The organism is Frigoribacterium sp. MCBA15_019 (assembly GCF_001864945.1).
Taxonomy (GTDB): Bacteria; Actinomycetota; Actinomycetes; order Actinomycetales; family Microbacteriaceae; genus Frigoribacterium.
This window is the reverse complement of the sequence record NZ_MJGS01000001.1, coordinates 249,244-272,960: the sequence shown is the minus strand read 5'-3', so window position 1 is coordinate 272,960 and position 23,717 is coordinate 249,244. Positions and strand designations below refer to the sequence as shown.

Here is a 23,717-nt window from a genome sequence, read left to right as displayed (position 1 = left end):
GATCGGGGTGGACGGGGCACCCGATCGTCGCTGTGCCAGACTGGGGCCGGTGTCCTCCATCGTACCGGCGCGCCCCCGGGGGGCCGTGAGCCTGGCCGACGTGGTGCCCTCGTGTCTCGCGTCCCTCCGGGGTGAGGTGAACGCGCTCCGACTGCCCGCCGCGCGGGCCGCCGTCGTCGTCCTGGTGGACGGCCTCGGCCAGGTCGCCCTCGGAGCCCGCCGAGGCCACGCCCGGACGTTGTCGGGCGTGAAGGGCAGCCTGTGGTCCGGGTGGCCCACGACCACCGCGGCGGCGCTCACGACGCTGACGACCGGGGCGCTCCCCGGCGAGCACGGCCTCGTCGGCTACTCCGCCCTCGACCCCGAGAACGATCGTGTGGTCAAGCAGCTCTCGGGGTGGGACGACCGCATGCGACCCGACGAGTGGCAACGCCGTCCCACCCTGTTCGAGACGGCCCCCGACGTGGAGTCCCACGCCGTGGGCCCCAAGCGCTACCGATCGTCGGGGCTGACCGAGGCCATCCTCCGGGGCGCCACCTACGACGTGGCGGAGAGCGTGGCCGACCGCTTCGCGACCGCGGCGAGGCTCGTCGACTCGACCCGCGCCTCCTTGGTGTACCTCTATGTCCCCGAACTCGACATGATCGCCCACCGTGCCGGATGGGAGTCCGACGAGTGGATCGACGCCCTCGAGGGCGTCGACGCCGAGGTGCGGAGGCTCGAGTCCACGGTCGCACCCGACGTCGGGGTGATCGTGACGGCCGACCACGGGATCGTCGACGTCGCCGAACGGCGACGCATCGTGTTCGGGGGGACGCCGGCCCTGGTCGACGGGGTGAGGCACGTGGCGGGGGAGCCCCGCTGCCTGCAGCTGCACCTCGAGCCCGATGCGGACGAGTCCCGACGGAATGCGTTGCTCGACGCCTGGCGGTCGGCCGAAGGGGATCGGGCCTGGGTGCTGACCCGGGCCGAGGCGGTCGAGGCCGGTTGGTTCGGTGACGTGCACCCCGAGGTGCTCCCGCGCATCGGCGACCTGATCGTCGCCGCCCGGCGGGGCGTCGCCTACTACGACGGGCGAGATCGCGGCGGTCAGCCCGGCACGATGATGGGTCACCACGGGTCGTGGTCCGACGACGAGACCTTGGTTCCCCTGCGGACGTTCGGCGCCTACCGGCGGTGACGGGTCGCCGACCCGGGCAGAGGGGTCAGGCGGGGTCGTCGTCCGAGCGTGCTCCGAACACGATCTCGTCCCAGCTCGGCATGGAGGTGCGCCCCCGGGCCTTCTTCGTTGACTGAGCCGCGCTGGGCATCTCGCGACGGCCTGCCCGTCCCCGGCTGCCCCGGATGCCCGTGGGCTGGACCGGTGCGTCGTCCGCGGAGGCATCGCCTCGGGTCGACCGGTCGGGCAGCACGGGCGTGGGCTTGGTGGCCCCCTCGGGCAGGTCGAAGTCGTCCAGGGGGACGTCGATCACGCGGATCGTCCCGGTGACCGGGTGGTCCGAGCGCCCGTCGTCGTCCGAGAACCGGGAGGCCTCGCGTTCTCCGCGACGACGCCGGAGGGCCTCGAGCAGGTCGGCGGTCTGGTCGTGCCCGCTCGCGTCGTCCGGCGCTCGGTTGGCGGCAGCGAAGGAGGCGGTGCCCCGGACCCCGGGACGCAACCGGTCGGTCGCGGCCTCGGCCGGGAGCTCGACCTCGTCGACCTCGTCCACCAGGAAGGCGCCGCTGTCGAAACGACCCGAGGCGTCGTCGTGGCGTGGCTCGCGGGACACGGCCCGCAGACGCGGCACGAGCGGACCGGCCTCCTCGCCGTGCTGGGAGAGCCGGTGGGCGTCGCCGCCGAGAGGGGCCAGGACCGACTTCTTCGGGTCGAAGCGCCACGTCGCGTCACGCTCGACCTCGTGCGTGACGAAGGCCAGGTGGACCACCCAGCCGTGCTCGGCGTCCTTGTAGGCGCTCCACTCGCGCTGCGAGGTCTCGGCACCGTCGAGACGCTCGTCGATGACGGCTCCGAAGGTCGTCGCCTGCACGCCGGAGGCCGCGTCGTCGGCGACGGACACCGTGACGGCCCGAGCGCTCTCGAGGACGAAGGCACGCTCGGCCAGGACCGGTCCTTCGAACCGGTGCACGTAGTCGAGGTCGGCACCGGTCAGGTCGGCGACCTGCTGCGGTGTCTTGCCCGCCCGGACCAGAGCCTGGATCTCGCGCGGCGGTGCCTTCCTCTCGACCGGCGCGTCACCCGGGCTGGCCGCCCGGAGCTGGGAGTGGAGGGTGTGGGTGACGGGAAGGCGGTACTCGCCACCGGCGTCGGTGGAGACGAGCAGAGCTCCGCTCTGGACGCCGATGACCCTGAGATCCTGCATTTTCCACGCCTTTCACCGTCGTGATCCGGTGCCAAGAGTCGCACGTCGGCACCCGTTCTCGCGGGAATACGACGGGCGTGCCGTCAGTTCTTCCGAGGCGGCTGAAAGGCCGTGGGAACGGGTTTGCTATTCGACAACGAGTGATGCAAACTGCACCCGCCGAATCGGGCACACGAACGACCGAAGAACTGGATGGGCATGGCCACCGACTACGACGCACCTCGCAAGAACGACGACGACGGCTCGGAGTCGATCGAGGGGCTCAAAGAGAGGGTCCCCGACAAGATGACCGGCGTCGTCGACGACGACGCCGACAACCCGGGCTCGTTCGAGCTCGCCGGACAGGACCTCTCGGACCTCGACCTCGACGTCGTCGTCCTCCCCCCGCAGGTCGACGAGTTCACCTGTGTCGAGTGCTTCCTGGTGAAGCACCGCTCGCAGCTCGACCACGAGACCAAGCTGGGCGCTATCTGCCGGGAGTGCGCCGCCTGAGCGCCTCCAACCGCCGGACGACCTCGTCAGGACGACGGGTCGACACCAACCAATAGGGTGCCGGGTCGTCGAGGTCCGTCAACGAGATCTTGACGACCGGTCGCACCCAGCCTCTGAAGAGGGTCCAGGCTCGCGCGTCGAGCCGGGGCCCTCTTTCTCGTGTCGCGTCGGCGCCGGTGAACCCCTCGGCCTCGCCGATCTCGTGGGCGTACAGACGGGCACGACCCGCGGTGAAGCCCTCGTCGTCGATCGTCAGCACGGGCGAGGTCAGGACGAGCAGGACGATGGCGGCCGCGTAGAACACGACGGCCATCACCACGCCGACGGTCGAGTTGATCGGCAGGAAGACCAGCAGGGTGGCAGGGACGAGCAACGCGCAGGCGATGAAGACGGAGAGCGGCGGGAGCAGGCGCTCACGGTAGGGGTTCATGACGTCCATTCGACCAGACTTCTGCACTAGCCTCGACACGTGCCCCAGACCCTCGACGTCCTCATCGCCGCCGAGGCGACCTCGATGCCCGTGTACTCCCACCCGGGCGACGCCGGCGCCGACCTGCTCTCGACGCACGACCTCGTGTTGCGGCCCGGGCATCGCGCCCTCGTCGGCACGGGCGTCTCCATCGCGCTGCCCGAGGGTTTCGCCGCGTTCGTCATGCCCCGCAGCGGACTGGCCGCCAAGCACGGCATCACCGTTGTTAACGCTCCGGGCACCGTCGACGCCGGCTACCGCGGCGAGATCAAGGTCTCGCTGCTGAACACGGACCTCGAGGCCGAGCACCACGTCGCCGTCGGCGACAAGATCGCCCAACTCGTCATCATGCCGGTCGTCCGCGCGACCTTCGTCCCCGTCGCGACGCTCCCCGAGAGCGTACGAGGGGCCGACGGGCACGGCTCCACCGGATACGCACACAACCCAGGAGGCACCGCGTGAGGAAGTCCAAACGCCGCGAGCAAGAACTGGCCGCCGTCGAGATCGACGTTGAGTCGGCGGACGTCGACGACGTCGAGATCGACATCGAGTCCCTCGACGACACCGAGGTCGAGGTGTTCGACGACTCGAAGTCGGCACCCGAGGACCGTGCCGACGTCGGCCCTCTGGACGAGACCGAGGCCAACCCCGTCCGTCCTTACGTCGACCTCGGTGGCGTCAAGATCCTGCCCCGAGAGGGGCTTCACCTCCGACTCGAGGTCGAGGAGGGAAGCAAGCGGGTCGTCGCCGTCGGCCTCGACTTCGCCAAGTCGACGCTGCAGGTGCAGCCGTTCGCCGCGCCGCGCACGACGGGCCTCTGGAACGAGATCCGGGGGCAGATCAGCGAGCAGATCGAGAAGCAGGGCGGCACGACGGCCGAGGTCGAAGGGCCGTTCGGTCCCGAGGTCCGCGCCGAGATCCCGGTCATGGGTGGCGACCCCGGCACGACCAGGCGAGCGCGTTTCATCGGAGTCGACGGTCCTCGATGGTTCCTCCGCGGCGTCATCGCGGGCGACGCGGCCCACGAGGGCGAGGCTGCCGAGAAGATCGAAGAACTCTTCCGCAGCATCGTCGTGGTCCGCGGTACGACCCCCATGCCTCCGCGCGAGCTGATCCCTCTGGCCATGCCGAAGGCCGGCCCGACCGACGCCCCGGGCACCACGCCCTCGGTCGTCTGACCCGACGTGTCCGCGTCCGACGAACGGCCCGACCCGGCTGATCCGTCGCCGCTCGACGACCCCCGGGTGTCGCTCGCGGCTCAGTTGCAGGCCGCCGCGCGGCGAGCCGGCATCGGCCAGGTCGCACCCGGCGAGGTGCCCACGGCGGCAGCGCTCCTGACGGCGATCGGTGGGGTGCGCGGGCTCGTCGAGTCCATCGTCCCCGGCCTCGGTTTCGTGGTCGTCTACACGATCACCCGAGACGTCGTCCCGTCGGTCCTCATCCCGCTGGTCCTGGCCGTGGCGTTCGTCGTCGCTCGGGCCGTCCAGCGCGGTCCGGTCGCCCAGGCACTCGCAGGCGTCTTCGGCATCGCCCTCTCCGCGGGGATCGCGCTGCTCTCCGGCCGGGCCGAGAACAACTTCGTCCCCGGGCTGCTCATCAACGCCGCCTCGCTCGCCGCCATGCTGGTCAGCATCGCCGTGCGTTGGCCCCTCATCGGCATCGTGGTGGGACTCCTCACGAACGACGGCACCGGCTGGCGGGCCGATCGGGCGAAGCGGCGCGTCCTCGTCCTGGCCACGTGGTTGTGGGCCGGGCTCTTCGCCGCCCGCCTCGCCGTCCAGGTGCCCCTCTGGCTGGCCGGTGACGTGGCCCTGCTCGGCACGCTCAAACTCGTCATGGGCGTTCCCCTGTACGCCGGGCTGCTCTGGGTGACCTGGCTGCTCGTCCGGACGGTCTATCGGGGACGCGAGGCGGCGGACGACGCGCGGGGCCCCTCGGCCTGACCCGCGCCTCCTGGTGCTATGTTTTGTCTCGACATCGAGACAAATCGCTGGGATCGGCCCCGGGGACACCCCGCGGACTTAGGCTGACCTCGCTGGTGGGCGTCGCGCGCACCGGCCAAGATGAGGGCGTAGTCAGCAAGGGAGACGGCACGTGTCTGCAATCAACAGTTTCGGCTCGAAGAACACCCTCACGGTCGGGTCCACCGGCTACGAGGTCTACCGCATCGACGCGGTCGAGGGTTCTTCGAAGCTTCCGTTCAGCCTCAAGGTCCTCCTCGAGAACCTCCTCCGCACCGAAGACGGTGCGAACGTCACGGGTGACCAGATCCGGGCACTCGGCTCGTGGCAGCCCACCGCCGACCCCGACACCGAGATCCAGTTCACGCCGGCGCGCGTGGTCATGCAGGACTTCACCGGCGTGCCGTGCATCGTCGACCTCGCCACCATGCGCGAGGCCGTCGCCGAGCTGGGTGGAGACCCCACCAAGATCAACCCGCTGGCACCTGCCGAACTCGTCATCGACCACTCGGTCATCGCCGACCTCTTCGGCAGCGAGGACGCCCTCGAGCGCAACGTCGAGATCGAGTACGAACGCAACGGCGAGCGATACCAGTTCCTCCGATGGGGCCAGACGGCCTTCGACGACTTCAAGGTCGTGCCGCCGGGCACGGGCATCGTCCACCAGGTCAACATCGAGTACCTCGCGCGCGTCACCTACAGCCGTGAGGTCGGCGGCGTGCTGCAGGCCTACCCCGACACCCTCGTCGGCACCGATTCGCACACGACGATGGTCAACGGCCTGGGCGTGCTCGGGTGGGGCGTCGGCGGCATCGAGGCCGAGGCCGCCATGCTCGGTCAGCCCGTGTCGATGCTGATCCCCAAGGTCGTGGGCTTCAAGCTCTCTGGCTCGATCCCCACCGGTGTGACAGCCACCGACGTGGTGCTCACCATCACCCAGCAGCTGCGTCGCCACGGCGTCGTCGGCAAGTTCGTCGAGTTCTACGGCGAAGGCGTGGCCGAGGTCCCCCTGGCCAACCGCGCCACCATCGGCAACATGAGCCCCGAGTTCGGTTCGACCGCGGCGATCTTCCCGATCGACGACGTGACGCTCGACTACCTGCGTCTGACCGGACGCTCGGACGAGCAGATCGACCTGGTCGAGCAGTACGCCAAACTGCAGGGTCTGTGGCACGACCCGTCGACCGAGCCCGTCTTCAGCGAGTACCTCGAACTCGACCTCGCGACGGTGGTCCCGTCCATCGCCGGGCCGAAGCGCCCGCAGGATCGCATCGAGCTCACCGAGGCCAAGTCGCAGTTCGAGGTCGACCTCGAGAACTACGCCGGCACGGACCACTCGCACGTCGACGCCGCGGTCGAGGGCACGTTCCCCGCCTCCGACCCGATCGGCTTCACCGCCGAGGACGACGACGAGGCCCAGCCGCACTCGATCTCGCACACGTCGCACGCCCCGGCCAAGGTGTCCAAGCCGACCTCGGTCGCCCTCGGTGACGGCTCGACGTTCACCCTCGACCACGGTGCGGTCGCCATCGCAGCCATCACGTCGTGCACCAACACGTCGAACCCCTCCGTCATGCTCGCCGCGGGCTTGCTCGCCCGCAACGCCAGCCAGAAGGGCCTCAAGGCCAAGCCGTGGGTCAAGACGACCCTTGCGCCCGGTTCGAAGGTCGTCACCGACTACTACGAGAAGGCCGGACTCACCGCCTACCTCGAAGACCTCGGCTTCTACACGGTCGGCTACGGCTGCACGACCTGCATCGGCAACTCGGGCCCCCTCCTCGACGAGATCTCGACCGCGGTGCAGGACAACGACCTGGCCGTGACGGCCGTCCTGTCCGGCAACCGCAACTTCGAGGGTCGCATCAACCCCGACGTCAAGATGAACTACCTGGCGAGCCCGCCGCTCGTCATCGCGTACGCCCTCGCCGGGTCGATGAACTTCGACTTCGAGAACGACGCCCTCGGCACGGCCGACGACGGGACCGACGTCTACCTGCGGGACATCTGGCCCGACGCCGCCGAGGTGCAGCAGACGATCGACTCCTCCATCGACACCGGCATGTTCACCCACGAGTACGCGGGGGTGTTCGACGGTGACGAGCGCTGGCGCTCCCTGCCGACTCCCACCGGCGCCACCTTCGAGTGGGACTCCGAGTCGACCTACGTCCGCAAGCCCCCGTACTTCGAGGGCATGACAATCGAGACGACCCCGGTCACCGACATCCGGGGCGCTCGCGTCCTGGCCAAGCTGGGCGACTCGGTCACGACCGACCACATCAGCCCCGCCGGGTCGATCAAGGTCGACAGCCCGGCCGGCCACTACCTCGACGAACACGGCGTCGACCGCAAGGACTTCAACTCGTACGGGTCCCGTCGCGGCAACCACGAGGTCATGATCCGGGGCACCTTCGCGAACATCCGCCTCAAGAACCAGCTGCTGGACGGTGTCGAAGGCGGTTACACCCGCGACTTCACGCAGGCCGAGGGCCCGCAGTCGTTCATCTACGACGCCAGTGCTCGCTACCAAGAGCAAGGGACGCCCTTGGTCATCCTCGGTGGCAAGGAGTACGGCTCGGGATCGTCTCGTGACTGGGCCGCGAAGGGCACGAGCCTCCTCGGGGTCAAGGCGGTCATCACCGAGAGCTTCGAGCGCATCCACCGGTCCAACCTGATCGGCATGGGCGTGGTCCCCTTGCAGTTCCCGCAGGGTGAGAGCTGGGAGTCGCTCGGACTCGACGGCACCGAGCAGATCGACATCGCCGGGATCGAGCAGCTGAACGAGGGCACGACGCCGAAGACGGTCCACGTGACCGCCACTCCGACCGCTCACTCGCCCGAGGGCAAGCAGCCGATCGAGTTCGACGCCGTCGTGCGCATCGACACCCCCGGCGAGGCCGACTACTACCGCAACGGTGGAATCCTGCAGTACGTCCTGCGCAGCCTCGTCTGATCGACAGAACCCGCACCGACCAGACCCCCGGACGATCACCCGCATCGTCCGGGGGTCGTACGGCGTTCTCGCCGATCGCGTGCCTAGACTGGCGGGATGCCCGAGTGGGCCGAGAGGGAAGGCCAGCATGAGCCTGTTGCAGACGATCACGGGGCCTCGTGACCTCGACCGCCTGACGAACGAACAGATGGTCGAACTGGCCGCCGACATCCGGCGGTTCCTCGTGACCGAGGTGTCGAAGACCGGGGGCCATCTCGGGCCGAACCTGGGCGTCGTCGAACTGACGTTGGCCATGCACCGCGTCTTCCACTCGCCACACGACGCCTTCGTCTTCGACACCGGCCACCAGTCGTACGTCCACAAACTCCTCACCGGTCGGCAGGACTTCTCCGCGCTCCGCCTCCGGGGCGGTCTCGCCGGCTACCCGCAGCGGTCCGAGTCCGAGCACGACATCGTCGAGAGTTCACACGCCTCGAGTTCTCTCTCGTGGGCCGACGGCATCTCCCGCGCGTTCCAGCTCACCGGCCGCGACGACCGGCACGTCGTGGCCGTCGTGGGCGACGGCGCGTTGACCGGGGGCATGACGTGGGAGGCCCTGAACAACATCAGCGACGACAACGACCGCCGTCTCACCATCGTCGTGAACGACAACGGCCGGTCGTACGCCCCCACCATCGGCGGCATGGCCCGCTTCCTCAACACCGTCCGCACCCGCCAGGCCTACCGCGAGCTCCACGTCGGCAGCCGCGCCGTCTTCGACCGACTCGGACACCCGGGTCGCGCCGTCTACCGCGGTGTCCGGGGTGGACTGCACGGTTTCCTGAGCCGGTTCACCAACAACGAGGCGCTCTACTCGAACCTCGACATCAAGTACATCGGCCCGGTCGACGGCCACGACCAGGTGGCGATGGAAGAAGCCCTTCTCCAGGCGAAGAACTACGGCGCCCCCGTGATCGTGCACGCGATCACCGAGAAGGGCCGGGGGTTCGATCCCGCTCGCGCCGACGTGGCCGACCAGTTCCACGCGGTCGGGCAGATCGATCCCGAGACGGGAGAGCCCCTCGAGACGGCCACCTCGCCGTCGTGGACGTCGGTCTTCGCCGACGAGATCGTCGACATCGCCGAGCACGACGAGAAGGTCGTCGGCATCACGGCCGCGATGCTGCGTCCCGTGGGCCTGCACAAACTCGCCGAGCGGTTCCCGAAGCGCGTCTTCGACGTCGGCATCGCCGAACAGCACGCGGTGACGAGCGCTGCGGGTCTGGCGTTCGGCGGCCTCCACCCCGTCGTCGCTTTGTACGCGACCTTCGTGAACCGCGCCTTCGACCAGGTGCTGATGGATGTCGCCCTCCACCGGGCGGGGGTCACGTTCGTCCTCGACCGGGCCGGCGTCACCGGGCCGGACGGTCCGAGCCACCACGGCATGTGGGACCTCGCGCTGCTGCAGATCGTGCCGCACATCCGGTTGGCTGCACCCCGCGATGCGACACGCCTCCGCGAGGAACTCCGGGAGGCCGTCGCGGTCGACGACGCTCCCACCGTCATCCGGTTCTCCAAGGGCGCCGTCGGCGTCGAACACGAAGCCGTCGAACGTCTCGAGGACGGTGTCGAGGTGCTGCGTCGCGCGGGGCACGACGACGTCCTCATCGTCTGCGTCGGCCCGATGGCCGGGATCGGGCTCGAGGTCGCCGAACGGCTGGAGGCCCAGGGCATCGGTGCCACGGTCGTCGACCCGCGATGGGTCGTTCCCGTGCCGGGGAGCATCATCGATCTGGCGGCGACGCACCGACTCGTCATCACGATCGAGGACGGAGTCCGAGTGGGCGGAATCGGCACCCGGGTGCGGCAGGACCTCCGTGGCGCAGGCGTCGACACGGCCGTCACCGAGCTGGGCCTGCCCGACGAGTTCCTCGAACACGGATCTCGGGCAGAGATCCTCGAGGAGGCCGGCCTCACCCCGCAGCACATCGCTCGGGACGTCGTGGCCCAGGTGCTCGGCAGTCGCATCCCCGTCGCGAGACCCTTGGACGAGACCGCCGCCGCGACGAGGCACGAGGACGCCCGACACGACTAAGTCCCGGTGCGGTGGCACACCACACCGACCGACGTCGAACGCCCCGTCTCGTCCGAGACGGGGCGTTCGAGGTCGGTGGGCTACTCGACGCCGCGGATGGCCGGCTCGTGGAAGTCGCGACCCCGCACGCGTCGTGAGGCCCCGACACGATCGAGGTACGGCGTGACCCCGCCCATCTGGAACGGGTACCCGGCTCCGAGGATCAGACAGAGATCGATGTCCTCGGCGGCGGCCACCACGTGGTCGTCGAGCATGCGACCGACCTCGTCGGCGAGGCCGTCCTCGATGCCGATGCGCAGCTCGTCGTCGGTGAGTGCCGTGCCCGGCCCGGCGGCGAGGGCGACGGCCTTCTTGTCGAACCCCTTGCGACGGCCCTTCGAGTCCCGCTCGAAGATGGTGCCGTGCTCGGCCAGGCGGTGCAGTCCTTCGCTGGCGAAGAACCGGTCGGGGAACGCGGCGTGGTGGGCGTCGAGAACGTGCGCCCCGACGGTCAGCCCCACCAGCTCGAGCAGCTCGAACGGCGTCATAGGCAGGCCGAACGGGGCGGTCGCTCGATCGACCACCTCGAACGGCGTCCCCGTCTCGACGGCGTGCATGGCCTCGCCCAGCAACTTGGCCAGGATGCGGTTGACCACGAAACCAGGGGTGTCGGCCGTGATGACGGCGTTCTTCCGAAGAGCCTTCGCCGTCACCATCGCCGTGCTGAGCGTCTCGTCGTCGGTCGCCGGGGTCTTGACGACCTCGACGAGGGGCATGACCGCGACCGGATTGAAGAAGTGGAACCCGACCAGGCGCTCGGGATGCGCGAGGCGCGCCCCGATCTGCTCGACGCTCAGCGACGAGGTGTTGGTCGCCAGCACCGCGGTGTCAGAGACGACGGCTTCGACGTTCGCGAACACTTCTTGCTTGACGGACAGCTCTTCGAAGACGGCTTCGATCACCCAGTCGGCGTCGGCGAAGTCGGCGAGGTCGGTCGTGCCCGTGATCAGCGCCTTCAGGCGGTTGGACTCGTCGCGCGAGATGCGCCCCTTGCCCTGCAACTCGTCGATCTCGCCTCTGATGCGGGCGAGCGCCGTGTCGACCCGGGCCTGGTCGAGGTCGGTGATGACAACCGGGACGCGCAGGCGCCGCACGAAGAGCAAGGCGAACTGGCTCGCCATGAGGCCGGCACCGACGACGCCCACCTTGCCGATCTTCCGGGCGAGGTCGGGGGAGGGGGCTCCTGCGGGCTTCTTGGCGCGTTTCTGGACGAGGTCGAAGGCGTACATGCTCGCGTGGAACTGGTCGCCTGCCACGAGGTCGGCCAGTGCTTCGTCCTCCGCCGCGAAGCCGGTCGCCCGGTCGGTGTTCTTCGCGGCCCTGAGCAGGTCGAGTGCGGCATAGGGCGACTTCGCGACGGTGCCGATCTTCGACTCGAGCGACTTGCGCGCGACCGAGATCGCGACATCCCACTTGACCGCACGCTCGAGCTTGCCCGGGACGTTCGGTCGCTTGACGGTGACGCGGCCGGTCAGCACCCCGTCGGCCCACCGGATGCTGTCCTCGAGGAAGGACGCGGGGCCGAACATCACGTCGACGATGCCGAGTTCGAGCGCCTGGGCGGGCCTCAGCGTGCGGTTGTTCTTCAGGGGGTTCTCGATGACGACCTTGAGCGCGTTCTCGATGCCGATCAGGTTCGGCAGCAGCCAGGCGCCTCCCCAGCCGGGGATGATGCCGAGGAAGACCTCGGGCAGGGCGATGGCCGCTGCCGACGAGTCGACCGTCCGGTAGTCGGCGTGCAGGCCGATCTCGACGCCGCCCCCGAGGGCGAGGCCGTTCACGAAGACGAAGGTGGGCACCGCGGCGTCGTGCAGCTTGCCGAGGACCGCGTGCCCGAGCCGGGCGAGTTCGCGGGCGACGTCGCGGCTGGGGATGGCGCTGACCTTGCTGAGGTCGGCGCCCGCCGCCAGGAAGTAGGGCTTGCCGGTGACGGCGATCGCCGCGATCTCACCCGAGGAGGCGCGGGTGCGGACGGCGTCGAGGGCCGCCCCGAACTCGTGCAGCGTCGCCGGCCCCAGCGTGCTCGGCCGGGTGTGGTCGCGACCGTTGTCGAGGGTGATGAGGGCGAGGACGCCGCCGGAGGGCAACGGGACGTCGCGGACGTAGGAGTGCGTGACGACCTCGTCGGCCGACAGCTCGGTCAGTTGTTCGGTCGCAGAGCTCATGCGCGCGCCGCCTTCCGCGAGTAGTGGGGGTTCTCCCAGATGACGCTGCCGCCCTGGCCGAGGCCGATGCACATGGCCGTGAGGCCGTAGCGCACCTCGGGGTGCTGCTCGAACTGGCGGGCGAGCTGGATCATGAGCCGGACGCCCGAGGACGCGAGGGGATGGCCCACGGCGATGGCGCCACCCCAGGGGTTCACGCGCGGATCGTCGTCGTCGATGCCGAAGTGGTCGAGCAGCGAGAGGACCTGCACCGCGAACGCCTCGTTCAGCTCGAAGAGGCCGATGTCGTCGATCGAGAGCCCGGCCTTCCGGAGCGCCTTCTCGGTGGACGGAACGGGGCCGATGCCCATGATCTCGGGCTCGACGCCGGCGAAGGCGAAGCTGACCAGGCGCATCTTGGGGGTGAGTCCGAGCTCTTTGGCCGCGGCACCGGACGCCATCAGGCTGACCGTCGCCCCGTCGTTGAGACCGGACGAGTTGCCGGCGGTGACGCGGCCGTGCGGCCGGAAGGGTGTACGAAGCCCGGCCAGCCCCTCCATGGTGGTCTCGGGACGGGGGGCCTCGTCGCGCGTGGCCAACCCCCAGCCCTGATCCGTCTTGATCGCCACCGGGACGAGGTCGGGCTGGATCTGGCCTGCGTCGTAGGCGGCCGCGAGTTTCTGTTGCGATCGCAGGGCGTAGCGGTCGGATCGCTCCTTGGTCAGCTGGGGGAACCGGTCGTGGATGCGCTCCGCGGTGTTGCCCATGTTCAGGGCCTCGCCGCTGACGAGCTTCTCGGCGGTGAACCGCGGGTTCGGGTCGGCGGCGAACCCCATCGGGTGCCGACCCATGTGCTCGACCCCGCCGGCGAGTGCGACGTCGTAGGCGCCGAAGGCGATGCCGCCGGCGACGCTCGTCACACTGGTCATGGCGCCGGCGCACATGCGGTCGATGGCGTACCCGGGCACGGACTGGGGGAGCCCCGCGAGCAGTGCCGTCGTGCGCCCCAGGGTGAGGCCCTGGTCGCCCTGCTGCGTCGTCGCCGCGATGGCGACGTCGTCGATGCGTTCGGGCGGGAGGGACGGATTGCGTTCGAGCAGACCCTTCATCGCCTTCACGACCAGGTCGTCGGCGCGGGTCTGCCAGTACATGCCTTTGTCGCCGGCCCGCCCGAACGGGGTGCGTACCCCGTCGACGAACACGACATCGTTGCTCTCGGCCACATTGCCTCCAGTGTCAGGATCTGGTCCCGATCTTAGGGACGACACCGAGGGGCCGAGAATCGTTCGAGCAATCCTACGAAGCGCCGTCGCCCGTCGCCTCGGGCTCTTGGTGGGCGTCGACAAAGGCCTCGGCGACCGCCTCGGCGACGGCCTCGACCTGCCAGGCCCGGGCACCCAGCTCCACCAACGCGGCCGCGATGGTCGGTGCGTCGAAGGGGATGGGCGGGTCCCAGGCGAGCCGCCGCAGGGTCTCGGGGGTGAGCAGGTTCTCCACCGGCAGGTCGAGCCCCTCGGCGATCTCGGTGACCTTGGGGCGGACCGCCTTGTAGCGCGCGTCGGCCAGCGGGTTCTTGTCCGCCCACGATCGCGGCGGGGGGAGGGTGTCGCTCGCCGGCCCCCGGTGCGAGGGCAGGTCCGTCGTCTCACGGCCGCGTTCGATCGCCGCGAACCAGCGGTCGAGCTCACTGCGACTGGCGCGGCCGACGAACTCCTTGATGCCGGCGAGCGATCGTTTGTCGGTGGGCATCGCCTTGGTGGCGGCCACGAGTGAGGAGTCCGGGACGAGACGACCCGGGGCCGTGTCGATCTCGCGGGCGTAGTCGTCGCGCGCCTGCCAGAGCTCACGGGCGACGGCGAGCGAGCGGGATCCGCGCACGCTGTGCAGTCCCGTCAATCGACGCCACGGATCGACCTTCGCCGGCTTGGCCTCGCGCCGCAGGGTCGCCTCGAACTCCTGGCGCGCGATCTCGAGCTTGCCCGCGTCCGCGAGCACCGCCTCCATGGCGTCGCGCAGGTCGACGAGCAGCTCGACGTCCAGCGCGGCGTAGACGAGCCAGCTCTGCGGCAACGGTCTCGTCGACCAGTCGGCGGCGCTGTGCTCCTTCGCGAGGTGGACGCCCAGCAGCTGCTCGACGACGGCGCCGAGCCCGACCTTCGGCAGGCCGGCGAGACGCGCACCCAGTTCGGTGTCGAAGATGCGGCTCGGGTCGAGGCCGACCTCGCGCAGGCACGCCAGGTCCTGGCTGGCGGCGTGCAGCACCCACTCCTCGTCGCCGATCACCTCTTGCAGTTCGGCGAACGAGCCGATGGCGGGCGGATCGAGCAGGAACACCCCCGAGCCGCGTCGGAACACCTGGATGAGGTACGCCCGCTGCGAGTAGCGATAGCCGGAGGCGCGCTCGGCGTCGATCGAGATCGGCCCGGTCCCGGCGCGGATCGCCTCGACCGCGGCCAGGTAGCCCGGGCGGTCGTCGATGACCGTGACCTCGCCGTGCAGCGAGTCGGCGGTCTCGACGACCGGTCGGACGGTGACCCGGGGGCGCGTGTCGCGCGGTGCAGAGCCGCGGGGTGCAGAACCGCCGGGTCCAGAGCCGCCGGGTGCCGACTCGTCGGGTGCTGACTCGTCTGGTGTCGCTGTGGTCATGTCTCCGCTGTTCTCTCCGGGGGCGCTGTTCTGTTCCGGTGGTTCAGTCTCGTCCCACACGCCGCGAGGCGAGGAGCGTGACGCCCTCGACGGTCGGGGGCAGGCCTGCGAGCGTGCAGATCAACTCGCTCCAGGCCTCGATGTGCGGGGCCAGGTCGGTGGTGGTGGGGCTCCAGGACGCCCGGAGTTCGAGCTGGGCCCCGTCGCCGTGGCTGGCCAGCTCACCGTAGCCGGTCGAGAGGATCTTGGTGGCGGTGCCCGATGCCTGGTCGTACGAGGCTCCGCGGGCGTCGAGGCTGTCGACGAGCCAGGACCATGCCACGTCGGCCACGAACGGGTCGAGCGCGATCTCGGTCTCGAGGGGCGCCTGCGCGAAACTCACGACCCGGAACGGTCCGCCCCAGGCTTCGGGTTCGTCGTCGTCGTAGAGCAGCACGAAGCGGCCCGTGCCGAGATCGGGGTCGGGGCGGCCGGACGCGCCGATGACGTCCCCTGCGAGGGCCAGCGCGTGGGGGGCGAGGCCGTTCGGGGCGGGGATCTCGGTCACGGCGAGGGCGTCCCGCGCGGCGGCACGGTGGACGGACTCAACGGCCGCGGCGAAGGCGGGCGGCCGGGTCGGCGTCGGGGGGATCTCGGACACCCTGGAAGACTAGGGTCGATCCCGAGGGCGACCCCCGCGGCACGCCGCGCCCGGCTCAGCAGATCCACAGGTCACCCTCGAGCCCACCTCACGCCGCCCGAGGAGTCGCCCGTGAACCGCCCCGCATCCACCGGCCGACGGGGCATCGGCCCGCTCGCCGTCGTCTCGATCACGGTCGGGGGCACCGTGCTGGTGTCCACCGCGGCCCTCGCGTCGGGCATCATCGCCATCGCCCGGAAGATCGTCACGCCGGCCCGCAGGCGGCGAGACGACGTGCGGATCGAAGCCCACGACGCCGTCGCCGGGACGATCACCCTCCGTTCGACGCCGGACACGCGCCTCCCCGGTCGCTACAGCTTCTGGTACGCCCGGGGCCGAGGCCACGCCCGCGTCGGTGACGTCGTCCGCGACGACGGCCGGTCCGTCGAGCGTCGCGTCGAGGGCGTCGAAGGGCCCGGTCTCGAGCGGACTCACCGGGGCCGCATCGGCGGCTGGCTGTTCCCGACACCCCGTGACGCGGGCCTCGCGGCGGAAGAGGTCGCGATCGCCACGGAGGTCGGTCCGGCCCCCGCATGGCTCGTCCCCGCCGAGGCCGGCCTCGACGGCCCGTGGATGATCGGGGTGCACGGTCGCGGGGTGACCCGCGCCGAGACGATCCGGGCGGCTCCGGTCTTCCACCGAGAGGGCCTGACCTCGCTCCTCGTGTCGTACCGCAACGACGGCGAGGCACCCCGATCGCCGGACGGCCGCTACGCCCTGGGCGACTCCGAGTGGCGCGACGTCGAGGCGGCGATCCGGTTCGCCCTCGACCACGGGGCGACGTCCGTCGTGTTGATGGGATGGTCCATGGGCGGGGCGCTCGTGCTGCAGGCCGCCACGCGCTCCTCCCTGCGCGGCGTCGTCTCGGGCCTCGTGCTCGAGTCGCCGGTCGTCGACTGGAGGACGACCCTCGCCTACCAGGGGGCGGCCATGCGGGTGCCGCGGGTCGTCCAGGGTCTGGTGCTGCGCCTCCTGGGCTCGCCCCTGCTCTGTCGGTTGGCCGGCAGCGCCGAGCCGATCGACTTCGACCGGCTCGACCTCGTCTCGCGGTCCGGCGAGCTCGACCTGCCGGTGTTGTTGCTGCACAGCGACGACGACGGTTTCGTGCCGTCCACCGCGTCACACGCGTTGGCCGAGGCACGGCCCGACCTCGTGACCTTCGAGGTGTTCGAGGTCGCGCGGCACACGAAGCTCTGGAACCTCGACCCCGAGCGCTTCGAGGGGGCGATCAGTGGGTGGCTCGGTCGTCACCGACTCGCGGGGCCGCCGTCGACCGACCACCGCGCGTAGAGCGTGCTCTGCTCGTCGACCAGCAGCTGGCCGAGCACGAGCGACGCGGGGTCGAAGCGTTCGCGACCGAAGACGGGCAGGCCGCTGCCGATCACGACGGGCGAGGTCGACAAGCACAGCTCGTCGACGAGGCCGTCCCGAAGGAACTGACCGGCGAGCGAGGGGCCGCCCTCGCAGACGAGCGAACGGAGGCGCTGCTCGCGCAGGCAACGAAGGATCGCGGCGGGCTCCAACCGTCCGTCGTCGTCGGGCGCGGTCAGCACGGTGGCGACCGCCCAGATCTCGTCGCCGAGGGTCTCACGGACCCGGTCTCGAGCGGATCCGGGACACACGACGACGACCCGACCGGCCTCTGACGGGTCCATGCGATGGCCCGAGAGGTCGCCCGACGACGTGACGACGACGAGTCGTGAGGACTTCGGCACCCGGTAGCCCTCGGCCCGCACGCTGGCCGCACCGACGAGGACGCCGTCGGCGAGCGAGCGGATGGCCGCCAGGATCGTGCGGTCGGTGGCGTTGCTCAGCGTCTCGGAGGTGCCGTCGGAGCCCGCGGCGTCACCACTGACCGCGGCGATCAGGTTGAGTCGCAGCCAGGTCTCGCGGGATGGGGCGTACAGCTCGCGGATCCGGGCAGGGGTCGAGTCCTCGTCGATGTCGAGCTCCAGCCCGACGTCGCCCGGACGCTCGAGGGCGTGCAGCACCCGGAGCGTCACGCGCCGGCGGTCCGATCGCGGATCTGGCGCTTGGCGCGACCGAGCAGGGCGGTCATGCCACGGATCCGCAACGGGCTCACCGCCTCGGTCAGACCGATCGTCTGCGGGTAGTCGTCGGGGACGTCGTCGAGGACCTGGGCGACGGTGAGCCCGTCGAGCCCCTGGGCGAGGATCGACGCGAAGCCACGGGTCGTGGGTGCTTCGCGAGGTGCCGTCGCGTGCAGGTGCACCCGACCGTCGGTCACCTCGACGAACAGGAACACGGGGGACTGGCACTCGACCACCCGCTCGAGCAGGTCGGGGTGATCGGCGTACCGGGCCGGCAGTTCGGGCAGCTCGTTCGAGAACTCGAGCAGCAGCTGCAGACGGTTCCGCACGTCGAGGGCGAGGAACTCCTCGCGGATCTCGACGAGCGGCTCGGGCAGGGCGGCGTCGGTCACCGGGCCGGCACCTCGCCGGGCTCGGTGCCCTGCACGATCGGCACGCGGACGGCGCTGCCCCACTCGGTCCAGGAGCCGTCGTAGTTGCGCACGTCCTCGAAGCCCATGAGGTGCTTGAGCACGAACCACGTGTGGCTCGACCGCTCGCCGATGCGGCAGTAGGCGACGACCTGGTCGCCGTCGGAGAGGCCCGCGCCGTCGCGGTAGATGGCGTCGAGCTCGGAGAGCGGCCGGAAGGTGCCGTCGTCGGCCGCGGCCTTGCCCCACGGCACGTTCTGCGCGCTGGGGATGTGACCGGCGCGGAGGGCCCCCTCGTCGGGGTAGGCCGGAGCCGTGGTGCGCTGACCCGAGAACTCCTCGGGCGAGCGCACGTCGATCAGGGGCTTGCCGAGATGGGCCAGCACGTCGTCCTTGTAGGCGCGGATGACGCTGTCGTCTCGCTCGACGACGGGGTAGTCGGTGGCTTGGACCGTGGGGGCGTCGGTCGTGTAGTCGCGGCCCTCGGCCTCCCATTTCGCCCGCCCGCCGTCGAGCAGGCGGACGTCCTCGTGCCCGAACAGCGAGAACACCCAGAGCGCGTAGGCGGCCCACCAGTTGTTCTTGTCGCCGTAGATGACGACGGTACTGTCGCGCGAGATGCCGCTGCGGGCCATCAACGCGGCGAAGCCCTCGCCGTCGACGTAGTCGCGCTGCACCGGGTCGTTGAGGTCGAGGTGCCAGTCGATCTTGACGGCGCCGGCGATGTGGCCGGTCTCGTACAACAGGACGTCCTCGTCGGACTCGACGACGACGAGCCCGGGGGTGCCGAGGTGCTGCTGCAACCACTCGGTGCTGACGAGACGCTCGGGGTGGGCATACTCGCCGAAGTGGGCGGACGTGTCGTGCTCGACGGCCATGGTGTCTCCTTGTGCGGGTGTCGGGATGGAGCCGACGTCGGGCGACGGGTGGCGCCCGGCGGCGTAGGATCGCCTCTGGTCGGCCCCGTCGAGGTTACGCATGCCGCGTGACCGTCGCCCGGGAACCGTACGACTCTGACACAGATCCCCGCCCACACCGTTGCGAGGCCGCGCCCATGCCCCCCGAATCCGTCAGCACCCTCGTGTCCTTGACCGACCGCACCCCGACGATCACGGGGGCCGAGATCGTGACGCAACTCGTGCCTCCTCGTCAGTTCGCCGAGGCCTCGCTCGAGAACTACCGACCCGACCCGGACTTCGCCTCGCAGGCCGAGGCGGTCGCCGCCGTGACGGCGTTCGGAGGCGCGGGTGCCGACGCCCCGCGGAGGGGTCTGTTCCGCAAGAAGCCGGCCGCCCCGGCCGTGCGTCCCGGCCTCTACCTCGACGGCGGGTTCGGCGTGGGCAAGACCCACCTGCTCGCCGCCCTCTGGAACCGCACGTCCGGCCGGCGCTACTTCGGCACCTTCATCGAGTACACGGCGCTGGTCGGTGCCGTCGGCTACGCCGGCGCCGCGTCGCAGCTCAAGGGGGCCGCGCTGGTCTGCATCGACGAGTTCGAGCTCGACGACCCGGGCGACACGATGATGATGACCCGGCTGCTCGGCGACCTGGCCGACGACGGCACCCGCATCGCCGCCACCTCGAACACCCCGCCCAACGCCCTCGGCGAGGGCCGGTTCGCCGCCGCCGACTTCCTCCGCGAGATCCAGGGGTTGAGCGACAAGTTCCTCACCCTGCGCATCGACGGGAACGACTACCGGCGTCGCGAGGTCGAGGCCCGGGCACACGTGGTCGACGACGTCGACGCGGCGGCGGCGTCCCTCGGCGGGACCGTCTCCCTCGACGACTTCGACGGCGTCGTCGCTCACCTCGCGACGGTGCACCCCAGCAAGTACGTCAAGCTCGTCGACGACCTCGACGCGGTCGGGCTCCGTGACGTCCACGTCCTGACCAGCCAGGTCGACGCGTTGCGCCTCGTGGCCTTCGTCGACCGCCTCTACGACACGCAGATCCGGGTCGTCGCCTCGGGCACGCCCCTCGACCAGGTCTTCTCGGACGAGATGCTGGCCGGCGGCTACCGCAAGAAGTACCTGCGGGCCGTGTCACGCCTCGTGGCGCTCACCTCGCTCTGACGACATCCCCACCCGGTACGGGGTGAGCCGAAACACGTTGTTTACCTGCGCCCGAATCGTGTTACATCGGGGAAACAATCCCGCACACGGCTGGAAACCTCACCCCGCGACACTGGTGGCCGCACCGGACGAGAGCGTTCGTCACCACAGCCCGTGAACCCACGCGGTCGACCTCGACGTCGGTGCCTCCCCGGCTCAGGAACTCGAGAGGTGACCCGTACATGGAACTCGACCAAGGCAACACCGCCTTCATGCTCATCTGCGCAGCACTCGTGCTGCTCATGACCCCCGGCCTGGCCTTCTTCTACGGAGGACTCGTCAAGGCCAAGAGCGTCATCAGCATGATGATGCTGAGTTTCGGGGCCATGGGCCTCATCGGTGTGCTCTGGGTGCTCTTCGGATACTCGATCGCATTCTCGAACGGACCCCAGGGCCCTGCGGGTACGGACAGCTTCATCGGCATCGACGGTGTCATCGGGTTCGACTGGAAGACCCTCGGCCTGCAGCAGCTGTACACGGACGCGATCGCGGGCGGCAGTGGCGCGTACCCGACCATCGCTTTCGCAGCGTTCCAGGCGACCTTCGCCATCATCACCGTGGCACTCGTCTCGGGCGCCATCGCCGACCGCGCCAAGTTCGGGGCCTGGATGGTCTTCGCCGGAGTCTGGGCCACGGTCGTCTACTTCCCCGTCGCCAGCTGGGTCTTCAACTTCACGCTGGGCGACGACGGATCCGTCGTCGACGGTGGCTGGATCGCGAGCATGGGCGTCATCGACTTCGCGGGCGGTACCGCGGTGCACATCAACGCCGGTGCGGCCGGTCTCGCCCTCGCCCTCGTGTTGGGCAAGCGCGTCGGTTTCGCCAAGGGCGCGGACAAGCCGCACAACCCTCCCTTCGTGCTGCTGGGTGCCGGTCTGCTCTGGTTCGGCTGGTTCGGCTTCAACGCCGGTTCCGAGCTCGCGGCCGACGGCATCGCAGCCGTCGCCTTCATGAACACCATCGCCGCCCCGGCTGCTGCCATCCTCGGCTGGCTCGTCGTGGAGAAGATCAAGGACGGCAAGGCCACGTCCGTCGGGGCCGCATCGGGCGCCGTCGCCGGTCTGGTCGCCATCACGCCGGCGTGCGCCACCCTCAGCCCCCTGTGGGCCATGGTCCTGGGGCTCCTGACGGGTGCCGTCTGCGCGATCGCCATCGATCTCAAGTTCAAGCTCGGCTTCGACGACTCGCTCGACGTGGTCGGCATCCACCTCATCGGTGGTCTCATCGGCACGCTGTACATCGGCTTCTTCTCGACCGACTACGGACTGTTCTTCGGCCACGGCCCGGCACAGCTCGGCATCCAAGCGCTTGCCGCCGTCGTGGTGCTCGTCTACTCGTTCGTCCTCGCCTACGTCATCGGTTTCGCCATCGAGAAGACCATCGGCTTCCGGGTCAAGAACGAGGACGAGGTCGCTGGCATCGACCTCGCCATCCACGGCGAAGAGGGCTACGTGCTCGAGAACTCGCGTTCCTGAGCCCACTCCGCACGACGAACGGCCCCGGTCCTCTGACCGGGGCCGTTCCGCGTGCCGGCCCTGCGGACCGCGGCCGAACGCAGGAGGCGCGGTGAGGGACCCCTCGCACCGCGCCTCCTGCAGGTGGTCCCGTCGCGCCACCGGGCCCGTCTTTCAGACCAGGGAGAACCAGACCGTGGTCTCGCCCGGCACCTCGGTGACGCCGGTGAGCGTGTCCTGCAGCGGCTCGCTGGACGCGAGCACACGGGCGCCGGTGGGCAGATCCACCGGGCCGCCGCCGAAGTTCGTCAGCGAGTGCCAACCGTCGTGGCGCGAGAAGTGCACGACGTCGTCCTGCGCGTCGCTCACCCACCGCAGGGCCTCTCCCTGCTGCAGCTCGCGACGGAGCGCCAGGGCCCGCCGATAGATCGACAGCGTGGATTCGTCCTCGTCGTCCTGCACCGAGACGGCGAGGTCCTCGAACCACTCGGGCTGCGGCAGGTGCGGGGCGTGGTCGCCGAACCCCAGGGCGGGCTCGCTCGTGTCCCAGGGCAGCGGCACCCGGCTGCCGTCACGGCCCTTGCGCCGGTGGCCCGTGCGCGTCCAGACCGGGTCCTGCAACTGGTCGGGGCGCAGGTCGGCCACCTCGAAGAGGCCGAGCTCCTCGCCTTGGTAGACGTAGGCCGAGCCCGGCAGGGCGAGCATCAACAACGTCGCCGCACGAGCCCGACGCAGACCCGCGTCGGGGTTCAGGGTCGGGCGTCGTCCGTCGCTCAGCACGAAGGCGTCGAGGTCCTGGCCCTTCGGCAGGCCGTAGCGCGTGGCGTGACGGACGACGTCGTGGTTCGAGAGAACCCAGGTGCTCGTCGCCCCGCTCACCGCCGCCTGCTCGAGGGTCGACGCGATGATCGCGCGGTACTGGTCGGCGTCGAAGTCGGCTCGGGTGAGGGCGAAGCTGAAGGCCTGCCCGAGCTCGGTGGGGCGGGCGTAGAGCGGGACGCGCTCCGGCTGCACCCAGGCCTCGGCCACCGCACTGCGGGGCGGGTCGTACTCGTCGAGGACACGGCGCCAGCCCTCGAAGATCACGTGCACCTCGTCGCGGTCGTAGAGCGGGTCGCTGCCGTCGACCGGCAGGTCCTGGCGCTCGGCGGCGTCGCGGAGGGGGTGGGTGAGATCTTTCGCGAGCCCGTGGGCGACGTCGACCCGGAAGCCGTCGACGCCACGGTCCGACCAGAACCGCAGCGTCCCCTCGAAGTCGGCGCGGACTTCGGGGTTGCTCCAGTCGAGGTCGGGCTGCTCGGGGGCGAAGAGGTGCAGGTACCACTGCTCGGGTGTGCCGTCGGGGCGCGTCAGACGGGTCCATGCGCCTCCGCCGAAGTTCGACACCCAGGTGGACGGAGGAGTGGCACCGCCGTCGCCGAGGCCGTCCCGGAACACGTAACGGGCCCGGGCGGCGCTGCCGGGTTCGGACGCGACGGCCTCGCGGAACCACTCGTGGTCGCTCGAGGTGTGGTTGGGGACGATGTCGACGACGACCTTCAGCCCGGCCGCGTGGAGGGCGGCGACCATCTCGTCGAAGTCGTCGAGGGTGCCCAGGCGGGGGGCGACGTCACGGTAGTCGGCGACGTCGTAGCCGCCGTCGGCGAGCGGGGACGGATAGAACGGGCTCAGCCAGACGGCGTCGACCCCGAGCCGCTGCAGGTACGGCACCCGCGAGGTCACGCCGGGCAGGTCGCCGATCCCGTCGCCGTTCGCATCGGCGAAGCTGCGCGGATACACCTGGTAGACGACGGCCTGGCGCCACCAGTCGGCGTCTGGGACGGTCGTCGGGTGGGTCGTGGGCGCACGGGAGGCGGGGGAGGCGGTCATGGGGTGAGG

Annotated in this window: 20 protein-coding genes; 10 read left to right on the top strand and 10 right to left on the bottom strand. The window is 70.3% G+C overall.

Annotated elements, in window-relative coordinates; genetic code table 11:
• The first annotated feature begins 49 nt into the window (after nucleotides 1-49).
• Nucleotides 50-1,180 (top strand): alkaline phosphatase family protein, encoded by a 1,131-nt coding sequence (locus BIV04_RS01280; protein ID WP_071253473.1) that lies wholly within the window; start codon nucleotides 50-52, stop codon nucleotides 1,178-1,180.
• A gap of 25 nt (nucleotides 1,181-1,205) precedes the next feature.
• Here the strand turns inward: BIV04_RS01280 and sepH are convergent, their stop codons facing one another.
• The gene (gene sepH, locus BIV04_RS01275) at nucleotides 1,206-2,360 is read right to left on the bottom strand and encodes a septation protein SepH (protein WP_071253471.1); all 1,155 of its coding nucleotides are present in this window, start codon (nucleotides 2,358-2,360) and stop codon (nucleotides 1,206-1,208) included.
• A 198-nt stretch (nucleotides 2,361-2,558) separates the two neighbouring features.
• On the opposite strand from sepH, the gene BIV04_RS01270 reads away from it, so the two are divergent.
• On the top strand, nucleotides 2,559-2,852 hold the full coding sequence (locus BIV04_RS01270) for a DUF4193 domain-containing protein (protein ID WP_043592858.1): 294 nt from the start codon (nucleotides 2,559-2,561) through the stop codon (nucleotides 2,850-2,852).
• Here the strand turns inward: BIV04_RS01270 and BIV04_RS01265 are convergent.
• Nucleotides 2,827-3,282 (bottom strand): DUF3093 domain-containing protein, encoded by a 456-nt coding sequence (locus tag BIV04_RS01265; protein ID WP_071254605.1) that lies wholly within the window; start codon nucleotides 3,280-3,282, stop codon nucleotides 2,827-2,829. The genes BIV04_RS01270 and BIV04_RS01265 overlap by 26 nt on opposite strands.
• A gap of 39 nt (nucleotides 3,283-3,321) precedes the next feature.
• Here BIV04_RS01265 and dut point away from each other — a divergent pair, with 39 nt between their 5' ends.
• The 5 genes from dut to dxs all read left to right on the top strand — a co-directional run bounded on the left by dut (nucleotide 3,322) and on the right by dxs (nucleotide 10,306).
• Complete coding sequence (gene dut, locus BIV04_RS01260; protein ID WP_177174731.1) at nucleotides 3,322-3,783, top strand: dUTP diphosphatase; 462 nt, start codon at nucleotides 3,322-3,324, stop codon at nucleotides 3,781-3,783.
• Nucleotides 3,784-3,860: 77 nt separating this feature from the next.
• Nucleotides 3,861-4,499, top strand: coding sequence for a DUF3710 domain-containing protein (locus BIV04_RS01255; protein ID WP_043592861.1), 639 nt, complete (start codon nucleotides 3,861-3,863; stop codon nucleotides 4,497-4,499).
• A gap of 6 nt (nucleotides 4,500-4,505) precedes the next feature.
• On the top strand, nucleotides 4,506-5,264 hold the full coding sequence (locus tag BIV04_RS01250) for a DUF3159 domain-containing protein (protein WP_071253470.1): 759 nt from the start codon (nucleotides 4,506-4,508) through the stop codon (nucleotides 5,262-5,264).
• A gap of 151 nt (nucleotides 5,265-5,415) precedes the next feature.
• Entirely contained in the window at nucleotides 5,416-8,232 is a 2,817-nt protein-coding gene (gene acnA / locus BIV04_RS01245) for an aconitate hydratase AcnA (RefSeq protein ID WP_071253468.1), read from the top strand.
• Between the two features lie 127 nt (nucleotides 8,233-8,359).
• Nucleotides 8,360-10,306 carry a 1-deoxy-D-xylulose-5-phosphate synthase gene (gene dxs, locus BIV04_RS01240; protein ID WP_071253466.1) on the top strand — a complete coding sequence of 649 codons (1,947 nt, stop codon included), beginning with the start codon at nucleotides 8,360-8,362 and terminating at the stop codon, nucleotides 10,304-10,306.
• A gap of 80 nt (nucleotides 10,307-10,386) precedes the next feature.
• On the opposite strand, the gene BIV04_RS01235 is transcribed toward dxs, so the two are convergent.
• The 4 genes from BIV04_RS01235 to BIV04_RS01220 form a co-directional block, all read right to left on the bottom strand.
• Nucleotides 10,387-12,510 (bottom strand): 3-hydroxyacyl-CoA dehydrogenase NAD-binding domain-containing protein, encoded by a 2,124-nt coding sequence (locus tag BIV04_RS01235; RefSeq protein WP_071253464.1) that lies wholly within the window; start codon nucleotides 12,508-12,510, stop codon nucleotides 10,387-10,389.
• Entirely contained in the window at nucleotides 12,507-13,712 is a 1,206-nt protein-coding gene (locus BIV04_RS01230; protein WP_071253462.1) for a thiolase family protein, read from the bottom strand. The genes BIV04_RS01235 and BIV04_RS01230 overlap by 4 nt, the downstream gene beginning before the upstream one ends.
• Before the next feature lie 73 nt (nucleotides 13,713-13,785).
• The gene (locus BIV04_RS01225; RefSeq protein WP_083396038.1) at nucleotides 13,786-15,135 is read right to left on the bottom strand and encodes an HRDC domain-containing protein; all 1,350 of its coding nucleotides are present in this window, start codon (nucleotides 15,133-15,135) and stop codon (nucleotides 13,786-13,788) included.
• A gap of 43 nt (nucleotides 15,136-15,178) precedes the next feature.
• On the bottom strand, nucleotides 15,179-15,775 hold the full coding sequence (locus BIV04_RS01220; RefSeq protein ID WP_071253460.1) for a DUF3000 domain-containing protein: 597 nt from the start codon (nucleotides 15,773-15,775) through the stop codon (nucleotides 15,179-15,181).
• A 111-nt stretch (nucleotides 15,776-15,886) separates the two neighbouring features.
• Here BIV04_RS01220 and BIV04_RS01215 point away from each other — a divergent pair, with 111 nt between their 5' ends.
• Entirely contained in the window at nucleotides 15,887-17,104 is a 1,218-nt protein-coding gene (locus BIV04_RS01215; RefSeq protein WP_255364102.1) for a S9 family peptidase, read from the top strand.
• Here BIV04_RS01215 and BIV04_RS01210 read toward each other — a convergent pair.
• Genes BIV04_RS01210 through BIV04_RS01200 form a run of 3 tightly spaced genes read right to left on the bottom strand, consistent with a single transcriptional unit; the run spans nucleotide 17,062 to nucleotide 19,153 of the window.
• Complete coding sequence (locus BIV04_RS01210; RefSeq protein WP_071253458.1) at nucleotides 17,062-17,817, bottom strand: dihydrofolate reductase family protein; 756 nt, start codon at nucleotides 17,815-17,817, stop codon at nucleotides 17,062-17,064. The two genes, BIV04_RS01215 and BIV04_RS01210, sit on opposite strands and share 43 nt — an antisense overlap.
• The gene (locus BIV04_RS01205) at nucleotides 17,814-18,257 is read right to left on the bottom strand and encodes a SufE family protein (protein WP_071253456.1); all 444 of its coding nucleotides are present in this window, start codon (nucleotides 18,255-18,257) and stop codon (nucleotides 17,814-17,816) included. The genes BIV04_RS01210 and BIV04_RS01205 overlap by 4 nt, the downstream gene beginning before the upstream one ends.
• A complete protein-coding gene (locus tag BIV04_RS01200; protein WP_071253454.1) occupies nucleotides 18,254-19,153 on the bottom strand; it encodes a sulfurtransferase in 900 nt (299 codons plus the stop codon). Before BIV04_RS01200 ends, BIV04_RS01205 begins: the two co-directional genes overlap by 4 nt.
• A 176-nt stretch (nucleotides 19,154-19,329) precedes the next feature.
• On the opposite strand from BIV04_RS01200, the gene zapE reads away from it, so the two are divergent.
• Both zapE and BIV04_RS01190 read left to right on the top strand, forming a co-directional pair.
• Nucleotides 19,330-20,346, top strand: coding sequence for a cell division protein ZapE (gene zapE, locus BIV04_RS01195; RefSeq protein ID WP_071253452.1), 1,017 nt, complete (start codon nucleotides 19,330-19,332; stop codon nucleotides 20,344-20,346).
• A gap of 221 nt (nucleotides 20,347-20,567) precedes the next feature.
• Nucleotides 20,568-21,860, top strand: coding sequence for an ammonium transporter (locus BIV04_RS01190; protein WP_071253450.1), 1,293 nt, complete (start codon nucleotides 20,568-20,570; stop codon nucleotides 21,858-21,860).
• 153 nt (nucleotides 21,861-22,013) lie between these two features.
• On the opposite strand, the gene BIV04_RS01185 is transcribed toward BIV04_RS01190, so the two are convergent.
• Nucleotides 22,014-23,708 carry a glycoside hydrolase family 13 protein gene (locus tag BIV04_RS01185; RefSeq protein WP_071253448.1) on the bottom strand — a complete coding sequence of 565 codons (1,695 nt, stop codon included), beginning with the start codon at nucleotides 23,706-23,708 and terminating at the stop codon, nucleotides 22,014-22,016.
• Nucleotides 23,709-23,717: the final 9 nt, after the last annotated feature.